This window comes from Pseudoalteromonas sp. SG43-7 (assembly GCF_014164295.1).
Lineage (GTDB): Bacteria > Pseudomonadota > Gammaproteobacteria > Enterobacterales > Alteromonadaceae > Pseudoalteromonas > Pseudoalteromonas rhizosphaerae.
Window position 1 is genome coordinate 58,674 of sequence record NZ_JACJEY010000011.1, and the last position, 17,537, is coordinate 76,210.

Consider the following 17,537-nt stretch of genomic DNA (forward strand, 5'->3'; position numbering starts at 1 on the left):
ATAAAAAAGGATCCTTCTTTGGACGACATCTCTACAAGTGTTTTGTTTATAATACTTGGAATACTCATACTTTGTTCTGCATATTTTTCTGGTTCTGAAACGGGCATTATGTCAATTAACAGAATCCGCTTACGCCACCTTGCTAAAGAAAATCACCGCGCAGCAAAGCGTGTCAACAAACTTTTGAGCCGTCCTGATAGACTTATTGGCCTTATCCTTATCGGTAATAACTTGGTGAATATTGCTGCCGCGCAGGTTGCAACCATTATCGGTATTCGTTTATATGGTGATTTAGGTATCGCTATTGCCACTGGCGCACTAACTTTAGTCGTGCTTATATTTGCAGAAGTAACGCCTAAAACGCTAGCTGCGCTTTACCCTGAAAAAGTTGCCTTTCCTAGTTCGGTGATACTCAAAGGGTTACTAAAAATTCTCTTTCCATTTGTCGTCGTCGTTAACTGGATGACCAATGGTATATTACGCCTATTTGGTATTAGTGCTGCACAAATAGATGAGCACAGCATGAGTAAAGAAGAATTAAAAACGGTGCTGAATGAATCGGGTGCGCTGATCCCCGCGCGTCACCAAAGTATGTTGACCTCCATTTTAGATTTAGAGCAAGTCACTGTCGAAGATATTATGATCCCGCGCAACGAAATTGTTGCCATTGATATCAATGATGACTGGAAACTAATTAGTAAACAGCTTACCCATGCACAACACACGCGAGTACTTTTATATCGCGACCAAATTGATGATGCGGTAGGCTTTATTCACTCACGGGATGCACTGCGGTTATTAACAAAAGAGCAATTTGATAAACCATCATTGCTTCGCGCAGTTCGTGAGATTTATTTTATTCCTGAAGGTACGTCGCTCAATACTCAGCTATTTAAATTTCAGCAATCAAAAGAGCGTATCGGTTTAGTAGTTGATGAATATGGTGATATTCAAGGATTAGTTACCCTCGAAGATATTCTTGAAGAAGTGGTCGGTGACTTTACCACTACGCAAACACGTACTCCAAGTGAAGAAGTTGTGTCACAAGATGATGGCTCATTTTTAGTTGATGGCGGTGCTAACGTACGCGATCTAAACAAAGAAATGGATTGGGAGTTCCCTCTTGATGGCCCGAAAACATTAAGTGGCTTAATTGTCGAATACTTAGAAGACATTCCTGATGCCAACTTGAGTTTGCGTATTGCAGGCTATCCGATTGAAGTTGTTGAAGTAAAAGAGAACATGATCAAACTGGTGCGCATTCAAGCGAACAAGCGCAAAATATAAGCAATATCTGTAGAGTAACCTATGGTTACTCTACTCCCTCAGCTCATCCCCGCAACAAATTTTTTGTTCATTATTCTCTATAAAGTGTTAATTATTAGGCTATTATATTTGTAACTTTATAGATGTGGAAAATGCAATGGAAGATATCTCTATCGAGACCCTGTACACCAAAGCGATTGAAATGCTAATGACCTATGGCCCTCGATTTTTATTGGCAATCTTTGTTTTAATTGTTGGTTGGTGGTTTGTTGGCCGTATTGCCAGTATGGCTGAAAAATCAATGGCAAAGGTAAAATTTGAAGCCGGATTAAGTCATTTTTTGGTCTCCTTCTTATCGGTTATTTTAAAGTTGCTATTACTGATCTCAGTCGCATCAATGATTGGTATAGAAACAACCTCGTTCATTGCTATGCTCGGTGCTGCAGGCTTAGCGGTCGGTATGGCATTACAAGGCAGCCTAGCGAATTTCGCCGGTGGTGTGCTGATCTTATTTTTTAAACCATTTAAAATTGGTGATGTCATTGAAGCCCAAGGCTATATGGGTAAAGTGGTTGAAATTCAAATATTTGTTACCGTACTACTCACTTATGATAATGAAAAAATTATTATCCCAAATGGTGCACTTTCTAATGGCTGTGTAAAAAACAAGTTTGCAGAACCAACTCGCCGCGTCGATATTGAGTTTGGTATTAGCTACAGTGATGATGTGCTTAAAGCGCGAGAAGTACTAATGGGCGTGTTAAATAGCTACGAGTTAGTACTCAAAGATGAAGCAAAACAACCGGTTGTGCATGTAAGTCAGCATGGCGATAGCCATATCGGCATGTTGGTCTGGGCATGGGTTGATTCTGAAAATTACTGGCCAGTGTATTTTGGTTTATACGAACGCGTTAAAATTGCCTTCGATAAAGAAAATATTACCATTCCATTCCCACAGCGCGATGTACATATTCATCAATTCCCAGGGAAATAAACTAATACTAAAAAGCCCGCTGTGCGGGCTTTTTAAAATCTTGAATCTTGTCAGATCAGCTAAATAACCTTTCTAACCACCCTTTATCTAAATCGTCTTCACAACGTTTAAGCTGAGCCGCATAGCGACTTGCACGATTTTTTACTTTATTAGCCACTGCCATTAACCACTTTTTATTTTTATAGGTGCCGCGTTTATAACCGCCCCAGCCTTCGTGGTAATTTAGGTATTGCGCGTAGGCATCCCATTTCGAGATGCCATTAACTTTATGAGTCTTATAAACAAACCAGCCCATAAAGTCGATAGCGTCATCAAAATCATCGCGATCTGCGCCGCTATTACCCGTTTCACGAATATAATCAGACCAGGTGGGAGTTTTTGCTTGTGAGTAGCCGTAAGCTGAACTTGCTCGCCCTGTGGGAATAACCCACAAAAAGTATTCCATTGGCGGTGCAGCATCGTGTTTAAAGGAGCTTTCTTGATACATCATGCTCATTAGTACATGTTTAGGTGAGCCCCATTTTTCTTGGGCATCTTTTGCGTCATAGTACCAATCGCTTTTTTCTTCAAAAATTTTACATATATCATTAGGTTGCTTTGGAGGGGCTGTTGCGCAACCAGTTAACAGAGCCCCCAGCGATAAAATAATTAAACTATTTTTCATTTTTTTTGTTGCTCGCTGAACTTTTTATAAAAGTATAAGTCTTATTTTATGAATGCGCAGTTTAGCATTGTTTATCCCTGAAGAATCTTTACGCAGCCAACTTGGGCTGCGTTTTTTTGCCTGCTTATTTAGCTACAAACTTACTTAGTGGCAAAATAATCATCTAAAAATGCATTAAATGTTTGATTATCAGCGGCTTTCAACTCGCGTTCAGCAATAACTGACTGTTCTGCTTGTTGTTTTAAATAGCTGTCTGAATACACTTTATATGGCGTATCTTGATGTTGTTGCTGGTAACTTTTTGCCAACGATAAGGCAAAATAACCATTATCAATACCAGACCCTTTCAGTTGACTAACGTAGCGCCCTGAGTATGTTAATTCAGGATCTGCTATCCATTGGCTTAATCGAGTAATCGTTTCGCTGTAATAGCTAACGCCGTAAGCATTATCCATATAGGCTGCAACTTGTTGTAACTGTACGAAGATCTCTGCTCCCCACGTTGCTAGACTGCGTAAACTACCAGAGCGATTTAGCATCACTTCTAAAGCGCGACCTTGGCTTACAACCGTATCTAAATTTTCGGTGCTCCGCTGTTGCGAATCCCAATCCATTGTTGGAGAATCTTTCAATAAGCAATAAGTTAGAAAAACATCTAGGAAATGAATTTGCTCAATATCAATTCCCGTTGCTGCAAATGGATTTACATCTAGAGCCCGGATTTCAATATACTCAATACCGCCACGTAACAGTGCGTCAGTCGGTGTTTCACCACTTTTAGCATTGCGCTTAGGACGAATTGGCGAATAAAATTCGTTTTCAATCTGCAATACATTTTTATTCAATTGTTTAGGCTGGGCATCTTTATAATCAGCAAGCTGACCATAAATATCTGACGGTGAATGAATCGCACTTTTTAATCCTGCTACATATTCATCTAGTGAGTTATACAGTACTTTTAGTGATGACTGAGCACTGTTGGTATAACCCAAATTACCTAAGCGCAAAGCTGTACCCACTTCAAGATAAAGCGTACCTTTACCTAGCTTTTTAAAAGGAAGATCCGTACTGCGCCCTTGTAAAAATGAATTACACAGCGCTGGCGATGCACCAAATAAATAACTGATCAACCATAGTTCTCGTTTGAAGTTACGGATCAGTCCTAAATAACCAGCCGAAATAAACTCTTGTAATGAGCCAGTATCGCCTTTAATCGTTTTTAAACTCTGCCAAAATGACTCTGGAAACGATATATTAAAGTGCACACCGGCAATCGCTTGCATCATGCTGCCATAACGATTTTTAAGACCTTCGCGGTACAAGGTTTTCATGCGTCCAATATTAGAATCACCAAATTGAGCTAATACAATGTCATCTTGATGTTCTATAAAACACGGCATACTGATAGGCCATAATAATTCATCGCCCATCTGTGATAGGGTAAACTTTTGTAAGTCTTGCAGCTGATTTAACGTTTCTTCAACAGATTCACTAACGGGTGTTATAAACTCTAGTAAAGACTCAGAAAAATCAGTTGTGATATGCCCGTTAGTTAACGCACAACCAACCCCTTTTGGATGACCTTGCTGTGAAATTACACCGTTTGGCTTGATCCGCAACGCTTCTCTTTCAATACCGCGTTGAATGCCTTTAATTGCGTATTTATGCTGTTCTGGGGCTAGCGCTGCTAACGCTTTAGTTAAATCATGTGTAGTCAAAAATGCTTCCTCGAGCCACGTGGCCTAATCATAAGTCAATGGGGGCAAATTGATAATACTCAAGGTTTAATAGTGGCATAACTCTAATTTCCACTATTTTCCAAGAAGGTCACCGTATGTTTGTAAAGCAAACTTGCTGCGGGCAGCCAAGCTATAATAGCCAAATATTTACTAATCTTGCCATTGTAAGAGCTAATATACAATTGCTTTAATGACACCACAGTAATGCAAGATACTGACTAATTAAATGTTTGCTTATTATGTGCAACTCATTGCTGACATTTACTCATTGCTCGTACTAGAGCAATGATATCTATTTATATATTAAGCTATTACCCGCGCACTTTTTGCAAGTTTCTTTGTTTTAGATCATTAAAAAGCTATTTAATAGCTATTTTACTCCTGTGATCACTGAACCTGCTATCATTACATTTGTATGAACTTTATAATCATCACTAATAATAAAGCATGTTTAAGGACTACCTATGCGTCGGGGTCAGCAGTTAATAAACGAAGAAGTCACCTTTTCAGATCACCAGGAGCTCGTCTCCACTACAGATGTACGTGGAGTGATAACCTATGCGAATAAAGAATTTTGCAATATCGCTGGCTTCAACCTTGAAGAACTCATTGGCAAAAATCATAATATTGTTCGCCACCCAGATATGCCCAAAGCGGCATTTAAAGAAATGTGGGAAAAACTTAAACAAGGCCATTCATGGCGCGGGATGGTAAAGAATCGCTGCAAGGATGGCCGCTATTATTGGGTTGATGCATTTGTTACTCCTATTTTTGAACATGGTCAACTCGTTGGCTATCAATCAGTACGAACAAAACCGAGCGAACAACTAAAACGACGAGCACAAAGCCTATACACTAAAATAAATGCCGGTAAATCATTGTCTTCTTGGCGTGAATGGGTCGGTGTTCGCCAAAGTGCAGCCCTACTGATTGGCTTAATTGGTTTAGTACTATTAGCAGCTTTTGTATCTATTTCTGTTGCACTGATAACCGCGCTATTTAGTTTACTAATTATGCTATTAAATTATGATGAATTAGTTTTCACACCAGCAGTACTGAAACAGCTCAAGGTAGATAATGATTCTGTATCCCGCTATGTCTATGTCGGCCATTATCCATTTAGTATTAGTGAATATAACCAGCAAATGCTTAATGCTAAATTACGTACCGTATTAGGACGAGTAAAAGATACGACTGTCACGTTTACCGGTATTGCGGCTAATCTAGACCAACAATCAGCATTAACTGAAAAAGGCATTGCCGCACAAGGACAACGCCTTGGTCAAATAGCCACCGCCATGTCACAAATGAGCGCAACCATAGGTGAAATATCGGGCAACACTCATCATACCGCTGAAAAAGTAAATATTACTTACCAAAGCTGCACTGATATAAAACTACACATTGCAGACAATAGTGCCATGGTGTCTGATCTTGCTTTACAAGTTGAACAAGCGGCAAGTACCGCAAATTCCCTTGCAACCGAGGCGGATAAAATAGGTCAAGTAATGACTGAAATCGAAGGCATTGCAGAGCAAACCAATTTGCTGGCATTAAATGCTGCAATTGAAGCCGCGCGTGCTGGTGAACATGGCCGAGGCTTTGCGGTAGTTGCCGATGAAGTGCGTGCATTATCTTCTCGTACTCAACGTGCTACTGCACAAATTCATAGCTCTATTAAAGAAATTCAAGATACCCTGTTTAGCTGGTCCACGGTCATGAAAAACACCAAGGCGCAAGCCGATGAATGTGTAAATACCACCGGACATACCCAAGTTGAACTGGATAGCATCTTCGCGCAAATAAGTGAAATATCGCAACTAGCGACACAAATATCTGCTGCCGCCGAGCAACAACAAACTGTCAGCCTCGATATTAGCGACAACATTACACAAATAAAAGGTTACAGTGACGAGAACTTAACGTTGAGCTTTAATGTCGCTAAAGGTGCTGCACAGCTTGTCGAAGGCTCACGTAAAGTTAACGATATTTTACTGACTTTTAAGGTTTAATTAAGCGCGGCTAAATGATAGGGGTTTATCTTTAATATTTACTTTATAACTTTTTATTCGCAGCGAGTTTAAGGCCAGCATATTCACTGGCCTTAAAACTCAGTTAATCAGTTAGCGTGATGAGAACACTAAACCATTTTCGTCAGCATCAATTACTATCATGTCACCACTTTGATATTCACCTGCGAGTAACTTCTGCGATAATGGGTTTTCAATGGTATGTTGAATAGCCCGTTTGAGTGGTCGTGCACCATAAACCGGATCAAAACCACTGGCTGCAATTCGATCAAGAGCTGCATCACTTATTTGTAACAAGTAACCCATTCCTGTTAGGCGCTCACGTAACTTGCTTAACTGAATATCTGCAATCTCTTTGATATGTTCATTAGCAAGTGGGTGGAATACTACGGTTTCATCAATACGATTAATAAATTCAGGTCTAAACTCATTAACCAAAACCCCCATCACTTTTTCTTTTAACGCTGCATAATCGTTGTTACCGGTTTGCTCTTGAATAATATCTGAGCCTAAATTTGAGGTCATGATGATCACTGTATTTTTAAAATCAACAGTACGACCTTGGCCATCCGTTAAACGACCATCATCTAACACTTGCAGCAGAATATTAAATACATCAGGATGTGCCTTTTCGATTTCATCAAGCAAAATTACAGAATATGGACGACGACGAACAGCTTCTGTTAAGTAGCCACCTTCTTCATAACCAACATAGCCCGGAGGCGCGCCAACTAAGCGAGCAACTGAGTGCTTTTCCATAAACTCAGACATATCAATTCGCACCATCGCGCTTTCAGTATCAAACATATATCCAGCTAACGCTTTAGTCAGCTCAGTTTTACCGACCCCGGTTGGGCCTAAAAATAAAAACGAACCGATTGGCCTATTTGGATCTGCAAGCCCTGCCCGTGAACGACGAATCGCATTCGCCACTGCGACTACGGCTTCGTCTTGACCGATCACTTTATGGTGTAAATGTTCTTCCATTTGCAGCAGTTTTTCACGCTCACCTTGAAGCATGCGCGATACAGGAATGCCAGTCCAACGTGAAAGTATCTCAGCAATTTCATCTTCACCCACTTGGTTTTTAAGTAAGCTCATTTCTTGCATTTCAGCTTGTGAAGCTAAGTCGAGTTTACGTTCCAACTCTGGAATGCGGCCGTATTGCAACTCTGACATACGTTGTAGATCAGTGGCACGACGAGCAACATCTAAGTCTAATCGCGCTTGCTCAAGTTCAGCCTTAATTACTTGAGTACCTTGCAAAGAGGCTTTCTCAGCTGTCCATACTTCATCAAGTTCACGGTACTGGGCTTCAAGATCGGTGATCAGCTCCTGCATCTCAGAACGACGCTTTTGACTGGCGTCATCTTTCTCTTTAGCAAGTGCATTATCTTCGAGTTTTAGCTGGATGATACGGCGCTCTAATTTATCTAATGATTCTGGTTTTGAATCGATTTGTAGGCGAATAGACGAACCCGCTTCATCAATTAAATCAATGGCTTTATCCGGTAGCTGGCGATCGCTAATGTAGCGGTGCGATAAATGCGCTGCGGCAACAATGGCTGGATCGGTAATTTCAACACAGTGATGTAACTCGTAACGCTCTTTCAAGCCTCGAAGAATCGCTATGGTATCTTCTACTGATGGTTCTTCAACAAGCACCTTTTGAAAACGACGTTCTAAAGCGGCATCTTTTTCAATATATTTACGATACTCATCAAGGGTTGTAGCACCGACACAATGCAGTTCACCTCGAGCCAATGCAGGTTTGAGCATATTACCCGCATCCATTGCACCATCAGATTTACCGGCGCCCACCATAGTATGAATTTCGTCAATAAACAGAATCACTTGGCCTTCTTCTTTAGCCAATTCATTAAGCACTGACTTTAAACGTTCTTCAAACTCACCACGGTATTTTGCACCGGCCACCAAGGCTCCTAAATCAAGCGATAACACACGTTTGTTTTTCAAGCCTTCAGGCACTTCGCCATTTATAATACGCTGCGCGAGCCCTTCAGCTATAGCGGTTTTACCGACACCGGGTTCGCCAATCAACACGGGGTTATTTTTAGTACGCCGTTGTAATACTTGAATGGTGCGGCGAATTTCATCATCGCGGCCAATAACAGGATCAAGTTTACCTTGCTCTGCACGCTCAGTTAAATCGATAGTAAACTTTTTCAGCGCTTGACGGGTATCTTCAGCATTCGGATCATCAACTTTTTGACCACCGCGAATAGCTTGTATTGCTGCTTCTATTTTAGTGCTGGTCATATTTAAAGCGCGGAAGATATCACCCAATGGCCCTTTATCATCACACGCTGCTAATACAAATAACTCACTGGAGATGTATTTATCTTTACGCTTTTGCGCGTACTTATCGCATAAGTTGATCAGTGAAACCATGTTATTTGACAACTGCACGTCGCCGCCAACACCTTCCACTTTAAATAGCTTTTCTATCTCTTGTGATAACTTAGTATTAAGTTCATCGGCACTCACACTGGCTTGGGCTAATAACGCACGCACACTTGAGCCACTTTGCTGCAAGAGTGAATACATTAAATGTACTGGTTCAATAAATTGATGATCACGACCAAGCGCTAATGACTGAGCGTCAGAGAGCGCAGATTGAAATTTACTGGTAAATCGATCTAAACGCATAAGGGGTTACCTATTAAAAAAACTAATTACTTAATTAATGGGTATGCTCGGCACTTTGATCAAGGCTTAGGAGAAAATATACTCACTGAATAGACTATTACTTGCGCCAGATCAAAGAAGCCATACGGCCTGTTTGACCATCTCGACGGTATGAGAAGAATTGTTCGCTATTGCTAACTGTACAGTACTCACCACCACTAATATTTCTTATGCCTAGATTAATAAGCTGTGTGGTTGCGAGCAGATAAATATCCGCTAAATATTTACCATCCGCCTGCGCCACAAATGCAGTGTGATGAGATGCTGATTGTTCACAGAAAAGCGCTTTTACTTCACTGCCAACCTCAAACTTTGCAGCACCTATGGCAGGACCTAACCACGCTATAATTTGTTCTGCAGGGCTGCTAAAGTGACGCAAAGTATTAGCGATAATACCCGCATGCAAACCGCGCCAGCCACCATGAATAGCAGCCACCTCATCACCACTTTCACTGGTAAGTAAAACCGGCAAGCAATCTGCTGTCATAATTGCCAGTGGTTGATTTTTTAATCGGGTATACAGCGCATCCGCATCATAATTAGCCTGTGGGTCAAAATACTCATCCACAACAACGACTTCACTGCTATGGATCTGATTAAGCCACACCGGTGCTTTAGGAAGCTGAGCAGCTAAAAGTGCGCGATTCGTTAATACCGCTTGCTGATCATCGCCCACATGTAGGCCTAAGTTTAAACTCATAAAAGGCGCATGCGATACACCGCCCTGACGAGTTGTACTGAGAGCACCTACATTGGTTGGCGCTGTCCAATTAGGATAAAGCATTAAAGCAGCTTAAAAATCGATATTTGGATTAGCTTTGGTGTCTTCACGAAGTACATGCGTCATGGCAACCATGTCATCAGGAATTGGCGCCTGCCAAGTCATCATTTCACCCGTAATTGGGTGTGCGATACTTAGCTTTACTGCGTGCAAAGCTTGACGATTAAATTCACGTAACATTTGGAACAATTCAGGTGTTGCACCTTTTGGTGGACGTGGACGACCGCCATAGGCTTTATCACCAATCAATGGATGATTGATAAATGCCATATGCACACGAATTTGGTGAGTTCGGCCAGTTTCTAAACGAAGACGTAATCGCGTATGCGCACGGAATTTTTCAGCGACACGAAAATGCGTAATTGCTGGTTTGCCCTGCTCATGCACAGCCATGTGTGTACGCTGCGTAGGATGGCGACCAATTGGTTTTTCAACCATACCACCTGCGGTCATGGTGCCATTACAAATTGCTTCATATTCACGCGTGAAGTTTTCACGCTTTTGTAATGCTTTAACTAAATGTGTTTGCGCCTGAATTGTTTTAGCTACCACCATCAAACCGGTAGTATCTTTATCTAGACGATGCACAATACCTGCGCGCGGAACATTAATGATATCTGGATAATGATGCAACAATGCATTGAGCACTGTGCCATCAGGATTACCGGCACCAGGGTGCACAACTAAACCCATAGGTTTGTTGATAACCAAAATATCATCATCTTCATAAACGATGTTTAATTTGATATCTTGCGCTAGATATTCACGTGGGGCTTCAATGCTAGTTTCAACATTGACTGTTTCACCACCAAAGAGTTTTTCTCTCGGGGTGTTTAAAATTTCACCATCCACGGTGATTTTATCATCCAAAATCCACGTTTTTATACGTGAACGTGAATAATCAGGGAACAATTGCGCCAATACTTGGTCTAGACGTTTACCGCCTAACTCAGTTGGCACCTCGGCTTGAAGAGAAATTTGCTCTGACATTAGTAACTTTACCCAATTTACCAGTGCAAGCTGTGCTCGACTGGGTTAGAATCGCTTTTAATAAAAGCATTATATAATAAGCATAGTTTACTCGGTTTTACCCACTTGGCCTAGCCGAAGACATCGAAGGTAACAAATAAAATGATAAATAGAATAGGGAAACGTGCATTCGCCATTGTTTTTACAGTTTCATTACTTGGTTTAGGTGCCTGTTCGTCAGCACCTGATGCAGAAGATATCCAACGCGTTCCTAATAAATCAGCGCAAGCGTTGTATGATGATGCCAAACAAACACTTGATTCAGGCTTATACGCGCGTGCAATTGAGCTTTTGAGTGCGATTGATTCACGCTATCCGTTTGGCCCTATGTCAAAACAAGTACAAATGGATTTAGTCTACGCCCATTATCAAGCGGGTAATACTGAACAAGCGCTTGCAACAATTGACCGTTTTATTCGCCTAAATCCAAACCACAAAGATTTAGACTATATGTACTACATGCGTGGTTTAGTAAATATTAAAGCCGATAAAAACGCATTCCAAGAGTATTTTGGTGTTGATAGAGCCGACCGTGATGCTAATCGTACCCGTGTTGCCTTTACTGATTTATCAACCTTAGTCAATCGCTTCCCTGACAGTGGCTATGCCCCTGAAGCAAAAAGACGTTTAGTTTGGTTACTCAACAAAATGGCACGTTACGAGTTGAAAGTTGCTGATTACTACTATGAACGTGAAGCTTACTTAGCAGCAGCAAATCGCGGTAAGTACGTCGTAGAGCATTATTCTCAAAGTAGTTACTTAGATAATGCACTGGAAATGATGGAAAAAAGCTACAACAAGCTTGGTTTACCAGAATTAAGTAAACACGCTAAAATGACCCGTGAGTTAAATAAAAAGAAATAAATTAACATATACAAAAAAGGCGCTACTGATTGTTTATAAGTAGCGCCTTTTTTATGTCTGACTTTTAATCTCAGATAATAAATTAAATCGCGTCTTCATCTTCTTCAGCAGTACGAATACGTACCACACGCTCAACGTCAGTGACGAAAATCTTACCATCGCCAATTTTACCTGTTTGTGCTGTTTTAACGATCACTTCAATAGCACGGTCAACATCGTCATCACCAAGGACAATATCAAGTTTTACTTTTGGTAAAAAATCAACCATGTATTCAGCACCACGATAAAGCTCAGTATGCCCTTTTTGACGGCCAAAACCTTTCACTTCACTGACGGTCATGCCAGTAATACCTACATCAGACAACGCTTCACGAACATCATCAAGTTTAAATGGTTTAATTATTGCTTCAATTTTCTTCATTATTAGTCGCTACTCTTATATTGCCAATTGAGTCGATTTTAGACAATCCTGCACTTCATAGCAAACAAAGCAATTGAATTACGGTGATTTAATCGTCAGCAATGGTATGATTATTAAAAAACCTAGCAACTATACTCACAATATGATTTTTTAGTATCACTATTTTGTGAGTTACCTAATACCTTAGGATGTATATGAATAAGTTACAACGTGGTTTTACACTTTTAGAATTAATGGTCACTATCGCTATTGTCGGTATTGTTGCTACGATAGCTTTATGGGATAGCAGTGACATGCTTGAAGAAAATAGGGCCGAAAATTTTTTACTCGATCTCAAGCGCAATATTAGCTTTGCCCGTTCACAAGCCGCAAGCACTGATGAAATAGTTATAATATGTCCAGTTTCATATAAAGATTTCAAAAACAAAAATGACTCTTTTGAATGTAAAGAAACATGGGACGGAGATACAACTATTGTTATTTTCATTGATAAACTAACTACTAAAAATGATCGAGAAGATAAAAAAGCGACATACCTGGCATCAGAAGATTCATTAATTAGTGTTATTGAACGAATAAGTCATAATGACAAACTCAAGTTCACGGGCAATGAAAGAATGTTACGCTTTGATACCAGTGGTTTGATATCTTATAACCCCGGAGATTTTATTTACTGTCCAAACAGTGATAATAAAAATAATAAAGCGTTAACAGTATCTCAATCAGGCACATCATTTTATGTTGGTGAAACATTAACAAAGTGCGATTAAAAAAACACCGACCAACTTGGACATATTTTTGTTATTTACTAAACTGAGTTGATAGCTTATTAATTCGGGACTTCAAGGATGAAGTTATTATTAAAAAATAAAGGTCTAACGCTAATAGCGCTTATGGTCACTGTGGCCATTGTCAGTATCATTAGTCAGCTTTCGATGTGGTTTTATCCTGACTTTTTAGCTAATAACCGCTTGAATAATCATATAAACTTACTCTATCGAAATATTAATTATGGCCGTTTATATGCAATTGAAAATGACACTTACGTCACTCTTTGCGCACTCAAAAAGAGCAAATGCATTAAGGACGAGTGGCAAGGGCAAGTGTCTCTATTTATCGATAAAGATAAGTCAACTACATTAGATGATGACGAACTATTATTAAGTATATTTGAAAAAGTAAATGAGGCAGATAGTTTAGAGTATCCTCGTAGTGCAATTACGTTTCGACCCGATGGTTCGTTAAATGGTTTTCAAAATGGCACTTTTATATATTGCCCTAATAGCGATAAAGCCAATCTTGAAGGATTAGCTTTATCTGTAAGTCAAACTGGCAGAATTCGCATTAAATCAACTGACAAATGCCAAGAAGAATAACCTTAATTACCTTCCCCAGCAGTAATCAATATCTTCCCCGTCGTTTGTTTTAGCGCCTTTAGCACCTTTAAGACCTGTATCAGTTATGAAAAGCTCAGTGCAATCACCGTCTCCTTTTACCGGCCCCGCTATAGGTTTAGCTGTGATTGTGAAGGTGTTTTTATCAACCACTTTAATAGTTAATTCAAAATGTTTATTCTCTGTCTTACTTTGAACCCCTACATCACTCAGTAATTCTGTATACTCTCTATTATCTACAAAATACTGCTCTTCTTTATTTGCAGCGTCTAATAATGCTGCTACAGCCTCTGCGCGCGAAGCACGCTTTACGTATTCACTATAATTAGGTAAAGCGACTGCAGCTAGAATCCCGACAATTGCAACAGCAATCATTAATTCAATTAAGGTAAACCCATGTTGCTTTTTTATCATTTGAATCTCCTTAATTGTTAACTTCATCATTCTCTTCGCGTTTATAAATATATGTTTGCCGAGTTTTAAAGCCAAAACCTAACGCCTTATCACTTACTAATTGTACTTTATTATTTACAACGTTCAAGCCTGGGCCAGTAATTTCCAGTGGTTGCAGTGGGTTTTTAGCATTATCGCCTTTTATGCCCGGTCCAATTAAATAGAATTGGCTTTTAGGTAATTTTGAAGAACCATCATCGCACTTTCCATTACTATCGACGCAAGTAGAGCCAAAATAAAGCTGCGGTGTATCAGGTACCTCAGTACTAGTTGCAAACTTTAAATCATCATAAACTTTAGTACCGTAATGTAAATGAAAAGCATAAAGCGAACCGCCGCCACCACTTAGTGAGCATTGATTTTTAGTCGATGACTCTGAAGCAGGTGTGAAAGATGTAAAATATGCAACGCCGCCAATTACTGTTGCCGCTGCTAATGATTTTTCCCCTGCCGCTAATCTATATCGCCACCCTTTAAACTCTGCCCCAAGCTTTGCTTCTAATTCAATAAAGCCAGTTACGTTATTTAACGCATTACCAAATGGATCATCATTCATTACCATTAAATTATCTGGTTTTATTACGTCTGGTTTTTTATCTGAAAATGATTGTGTAACTGTATTTTCATCTCTTATCATAAATAATTGATCTGCTGTTTCAGCGTCATTAGGGTTTGTTCTTTTCCCACTGCCGATAACAATCGCATCAAATGGGGTGTCTAGTCGAGTGGTAACACCTTCCTTTATTGTAACTTTACTAAATAGCGTTCGTGCAACCATTGGTTTATAAAAAAAGCGCCTATCAACACTCCCGCCTAGTTCAGCTAATTTATGGTAAGTAAACTCTGTTTCTTTATCACCAGGCATATCAATACGCCAGATATTACCGCCGGTATCTGCCGCGTATATTCTATCAATAAAGCCATCATAATCAGAATCAAGCAATGTAACGTCTGCGGCAATACTATGCGTACCTTCAAAACTATTATCATCCAATAGTGACCAAAGTCTTTTTCCTGTGGTTGCATCAACAATGTAAACATTATTACCTACTGAGTCTTCACCAGAACTGGTATCTTTATTTTCATCGTACCCGCCTCCAAAAACTAATACAGGTTTATCAACAAATGCTTTTATAAAAGCCACTTGCGGCTTTGACCAAGTTTGACCAAGCTTCGCAAATTCTCCTTTACCACCTTGGATAGTCCACTTTAATTCGGGTGAGTCAGGGTCAGTAATATCAAAACCATAATAATTACGACCACCACGTCGCATGCCTGCAAACGCCCATACTTTATCGCCTGCTGTGGCATCTATAATACCATCGTTTATAGTTTCTGAAGTTTCATCACCATTTTCATCAACTTTAGTGACTAAACTTTCATTTTTAGAGTACACGCTTATTGGCCCATCCATGCCATACTTTTTGCCTGACTCTTTATTTCGAAGTGGTTTAAGTATATTAAAAAGTGCTGAAGGTATAAATGCCCAACTTTCTTCTACTTCATTTTTTACATCATCATCTTTAAACATATGTAAAAAGCCAGCGTTTGTGCCAATTAATATACGTATATCGTCATTACCATAATCGATGGCAACGGGTTTTGAATGCAATGGATCACCAAAAATATCATTGCGAACTGGTGAAGATGAATTCTCATTATCAACGTCATCACCACGAGTCCAGTTAATTGTATCTTCCACTTCTGACTGTTCGACACTAAAAGCAGTAGCAGTATTCTTTTTATTACCATACGCTTTTTTCAGAATATCAAAGTCAAACTTAATTAGCCCTCCACTATTTGCATCCGTAAAAATTTTACGCGTTTTGGTTCTTTTTAAAAGAGCCGCATTTACACCACCACTTTTCACTGAGTTCCCATCAGATGGTTTATCTTCGTCCCAAAATGTAGCTGCATCTGTACTTATTAACCCATCTCTATCAAGTGCAGCATTGCTCTTTGCATCAATAATTGTATTACCAGACACTTTTAATTTTTTTAAATTACCTCGCCAACGTGTACTTAAATCCGGGTAAAACATAGCAAGGTAAATAGCATCTCTACTGCGTGTTTGATCAACACTGTTGCTTGCAAAAGACGGGGATGTAAATGTACTATTTTCACGTCTGATATCTGAAACAGCTTGATTTAAGGCTTCTGTCAACTTTTCAGGGGTTGATGCAGGTATGTTTTTCCCTCCACCCAGCGTAGCCGCTTCTTTTAATAAGTTTTGACCTTGTTCTGTCATGCCAGAGCCAAAGCCAATAGTATACAAACGTCCTGTTTCATTAATATCTGGCGTTTGAGGATATAAATCTTCCCTACCATGAATAATTTTAGCTAGTTGATGCAGGTAATTATCATAATTTCTGTCACTATCTTTTAATAAATTTCCAAAAAAAGTATTGTGTTCAATACTGATTTCATTATCTCTCCCATTATCATTCTGCGGGTTAAAATTATTGTCATTATCATACCTCTTAGAGGGATCACCATCAGTCATGTAAATTATATTAACTGAATTATCACACCGATTAGCTTCAGCAGCACTAGTTGAAAATGGTGAAATATATGAATAGCTAGAAACCCACTCATCATTACATATCCATCGCCATTGATAGCCCCACCTATATCCAGTCCAGATAGATTGATAAGAACATTTTTCTATGATTTGTCCCCCGGTTGCTCTTTTTTCGACTTTCTTATCTCTAGTATTTCTGTCTACATATAAACCGTAGAATACTTTTTTTCCTGTCAAATATAAATAAGCTTCCCAAAGAGTCTCGGCTAACGGTGTTCCACCGTCAGCAGTAAGCTCATCAATTGAGTTTTTAATACTACCTTGATTATCACCAATACCATTTAAAATATAACCACCGTCAGTGCCATTAAAGCGCATTAAGCCAAAATCAATGTTTTCATTAGCATTTATTACACCTTTCATAGCACTTTTAGCAGCTTCTAGTCGGCTATCAGGGCATAATTTACGATTTTCGGATCTATCTGTGCATTCTTTACCAGTACTTGATGAGAAAGCCATACTGCCAGAGGTATCAAAAATTAATAGCACTCGCGGTTTTTCATCAAGTTCTATATCTCTATTTACGTACAGTTCGATATCTTCTGCCATAACAGGTAACGCAATAGTACACCCTAATATCAAAGCGAATATATTTTTAAACGTGAATTTCAT

General features: G+C 39.5%; 14 protein-coding genes. 6 read left to right on the forward strand and 8 right to left on the reverse strand.

Annotated elements, in window-relative coordinates:
- The first annotated feature begins 18 nt into the window (after positions 1 to 18).
- Together H5200_RS07015 and H5200_RS07020 are read left to right on the forward strand one after the other, a co-directional pair.
- Entirely contained in the window at positions 19 to 1,287 is a 1,269-nt protein-coding gene (locus tag H5200_RS07015; protein WP_145237200.1) for an HlyC/CorC family transporter, read from the forward strand.
- Between the two features lie 136 nt (positions 1,288 to 1,423).
- Positions 1,424 to 2,260 (forward strand): mechanosensitive ion channel family protein, encoded by an 837-nt coding sequence (locus H5200_RS07020; protein ID WP_145237203.1) that lies wholly within the window; start codon positions 1,424 to 1,426, stop codon positions 2,258 to 2,260.
- A gap of 55 nt (positions 2,261 to 2,315) precedes the next feature.
- Here H5200_RS07020 and H5200_RS07025 read toward each other — a convergent pair whose 3' ends face one another.
- Complete coding sequence (locus H5200_RS07025; RefSeq protein WP_145237206.1) at positions 2,316 to 2,924, reverse strand: hypothetical protein; 609 nt, start codon at positions 2,922 to 2,924, stop codon at positions 2,316 to 2,318.
- 140 nt (positions 2,925 to 3,064) lie between these two features.
- On the reverse strand, positions 3,065 to 4,642 hold the full coding sequence (gshA, locus tag H5200_RS07030) for a glutamate--cysteine ligase (RefSeq protein ID WP_182761213.1): 1,578 nt from the start codon (positions 4,640 to 4,642) through the stop codon (positions 3,065 to 3,067).
- A gap of 485 nt (positions 4,643 to 5,127) precedes the next feature.
- On the opposite strand from gshA, the gene H5200_RS07035 reads away from it, so the two are divergent.
- On the forward strand, positions 5,128 to 6,675 hold the full coding sequence (locus tag H5200_RS07035) for a PAS domain-containing methyl-accepting chemotaxis protein (RefSeq protein ID WP_182761214.1): 1,548 nt from the start codon (positions 5,128 to 5,130) through the stop codon (positions 6,673 to 6,675).
- Between the two features lie 111 nt (positions 6,676 to 6,786).
- Here H5200_RS07035 and clpB read toward each other — a convergent pair whose 3' ends face one another.
- From clpB to rluD, 3 genes are all read right to left on the reverse strand, one after another.
- Positions 6,787 to 9,363: an ATP-dependent chaperone ClpB gene (gene clpB, locus H5200_RS07040; RefSeq protein ID WP_149980795.1), complete on the reverse strand. Its 2,577-nt coding sequence runs from the start codon at positions 9,361 to 9,363 to the stop codon at positions 6,787 to 6,789.
- A 97-nt stretch (positions 9,364 to 9,460) separates the two neighbouring features.
- Positions 9,461 to 10,186: a peptidoglycan editing factor PgeF gene (gene pgeF, locus H5200_RS07045; protein WP_145237218.1), complete on the reverse strand. Its 726-nt coding sequence runs from the start codon at positions 10,184 to 10,186 to the stop codon at positions 9,461 to 9,463.
- 9 nt (positions 10,187 to 10,195) lie between these two features.
- Positions 10,196 to 11,173, reverse strand: a complete 978-nt coding sequence (rluD, locus tag H5200_RS07050) for a 23S rRNA pseudouridine(1911/1915/1917) synthase RluD (protein WP_145237221.1) — start codon at positions 11,171 to 11,173, stop codon at positions 10,196 to 10,198.
- Between the two features lie 141 nt (positions 11,174 to 11,314).
- Between rluD and H5200_RS07055 the strand changes: the two genes are divergently transcribed.
- Positions 11,315 to 12,076: an outer membrane protein assembly factor BamD gene (locus tag H5200_RS07055; protein WP_149980797.1), complete on the forward strand. Its 762-nt coding sequence runs from the start codon at positions 11,315 to 11,317 to the stop codon at positions 12,074 to 12,076.
- A gap of 82 nt (positions 12,077 to 12,158) precedes the next feature.
- Here the strand turns inward: H5200_RS07055 and glnB are convergent, their stop codons facing one another.
- Positions 12,159 to 12,497: a nitrogen regulatory protein P-II gene (gene glnB / locus H5200_RS07060; protein WP_145237227.1), complete on the reverse strand. Its 339-nt coding sequence runs from the start codon at positions 12,495 to 12,497 to the stop codon at positions 12,159 to 12,161.
- A gap of 194 nt (positions 12,498 to 12,691) precedes the next feature.
- Here glnB and H5200_RS07065 point away from each other — a divergent pair, with 194 nt between their 5' ends.
- Both H5200_RS07065 and H5200_RS07070 read left to right on the forward strand, forming a co-directional pair.
- The gene (locus H5200_RS07065) at positions 12,692 to 13,267 is read left to right on the forward strand and encodes a Tfp pilus assembly protein FimT/FimU (RefSeq protein ID WP_182761215.1); all 576 of its coding nucleotides are present in this window, start codon (positions 12,692 to 12,694) and stop codon (positions 13,265 to 13,267) included.
- A 78-nt stretch (positions 13,268 to 13,345) separates the two neighbouring features.
- Complete coding sequence (locus tag H5200_RS07070; protein WP_182761216.1) at positions 13,346 to 13,873, forward strand: GspH/FimT family pseudopilin; 528 nt, start codon at positions 13,346 to 13,348, stop codon at positions 13,871 to 13,873.
- 6 nt (positions 13,874 to 13,879) lie between these two features.
- On the opposite strand, the gene H5200_RS07075 is transcribed toward H5200_RS07070, so the two are convergent.
- Positions 13,880 to 14,305 carry a type IV pilin protein gene (locus tag H5200_RS07075; RefSeq protein ID WP_182761217.1) on the reverse strand — a complete coding sequence of 142 codons (426 nt, stop codon included), beginning with the start codon at positions 14,303 to 14,305 and terminating at the stop codon, positions 13,880 to 13,882.
- A 10-nt stretch (positions 14,306 to 14,315) separates the two neighbouring features.
- Entirely contained in the window at positions 14,316 to 17,537 is a 3,222-nt protein-coding gene (locus H5200_RS07080) for a PilC/PilY family type IV pilus protein (protein WP_182761218.1), read from the reverse strand.

Bases quoted from the DNA above. Each gene is read 5' to 3' on its own strand.
- clpB (WP_149980795.1), bottom strand. From the start codon at position 9,363: ATGCGTTTAGATCGATTTACCAGTAAATTTCAATCTGCGCTCTCTGAC.
- H5200_RS07055 (WP_149980797.1), top strand. From the start codon at position 11,315: ATGATAAATAGAATAGGGAAACGTGCATTCGCCATTGTTTTTACAGTT.
- H5200_RS07075 (WP_182761217.1), bottom strand. From the start codon at position 14,305: ATGATAAAAAAGCAACATGGGTTTACCTTAATTGAATTAATGATTGCT.
- H5200_RS07080 (WP_182761218.1), bottom strand. From the start codon at position 17,537: ATGAAATTCACGTTTAAAAATATATTCGCTTTGATATTAGGGTGTACT.
- glnB (WP_145237227.1), bottom strand. From the start codon at position 12,497: ATGAAGAAAATTGAAGCAATAATTAAACCATTTAAACTTGATGATGTT.
- H5200_RS07070 (WP_182761216.1), top strand. From the start codon at position 13,346: ATGAAGTTATTATTAAAAAATAAAGGTCTAACGCTAATAGCGCTTATG.
- H5200_RS07020 (WP_145237203.1), top strand. From the start codon at position 1,424: ATGGAAGATATCTCTATCGAGACCCTGTACACCAAAGCGATTGAAATG.
- H5200_RS07035 (WP_182761214.1), top strand. From the start codon at position 5,128: ATGCGTCGGGGTCAGCAGTTAATAAACGAAGAAGTCACCTTTTCAGAT.
- rluD (WP_145237221.1), bottom strand. From the start codon at position 11,173: ATGTCAGAGCAAATTTCTCTTCAAGCCGAGGTGCCAACTGAGTTAGGC.
- H5200_RS07065 (WP_182761215.1), top strand. From the start codon at position 12,692: ATGAATAAGTTACAACGTGGTTTTACACTTTTAGAATTAATGGTCACT.
- pgeF (WP_145237218.1), bottom strand. From the start codon at position 10,186: ATGCTTTATCCTAATTGGACAGCGCCAACCAATGTAGGTGCTCTCAGT.
- H5200_RS07025 (WP_145237206.1), bottom strand. From the start codon at position 2,924: ATGAAAAATAGTTTAATTATTTTATCGCTGGGGGCTCTGTTAACTGGT.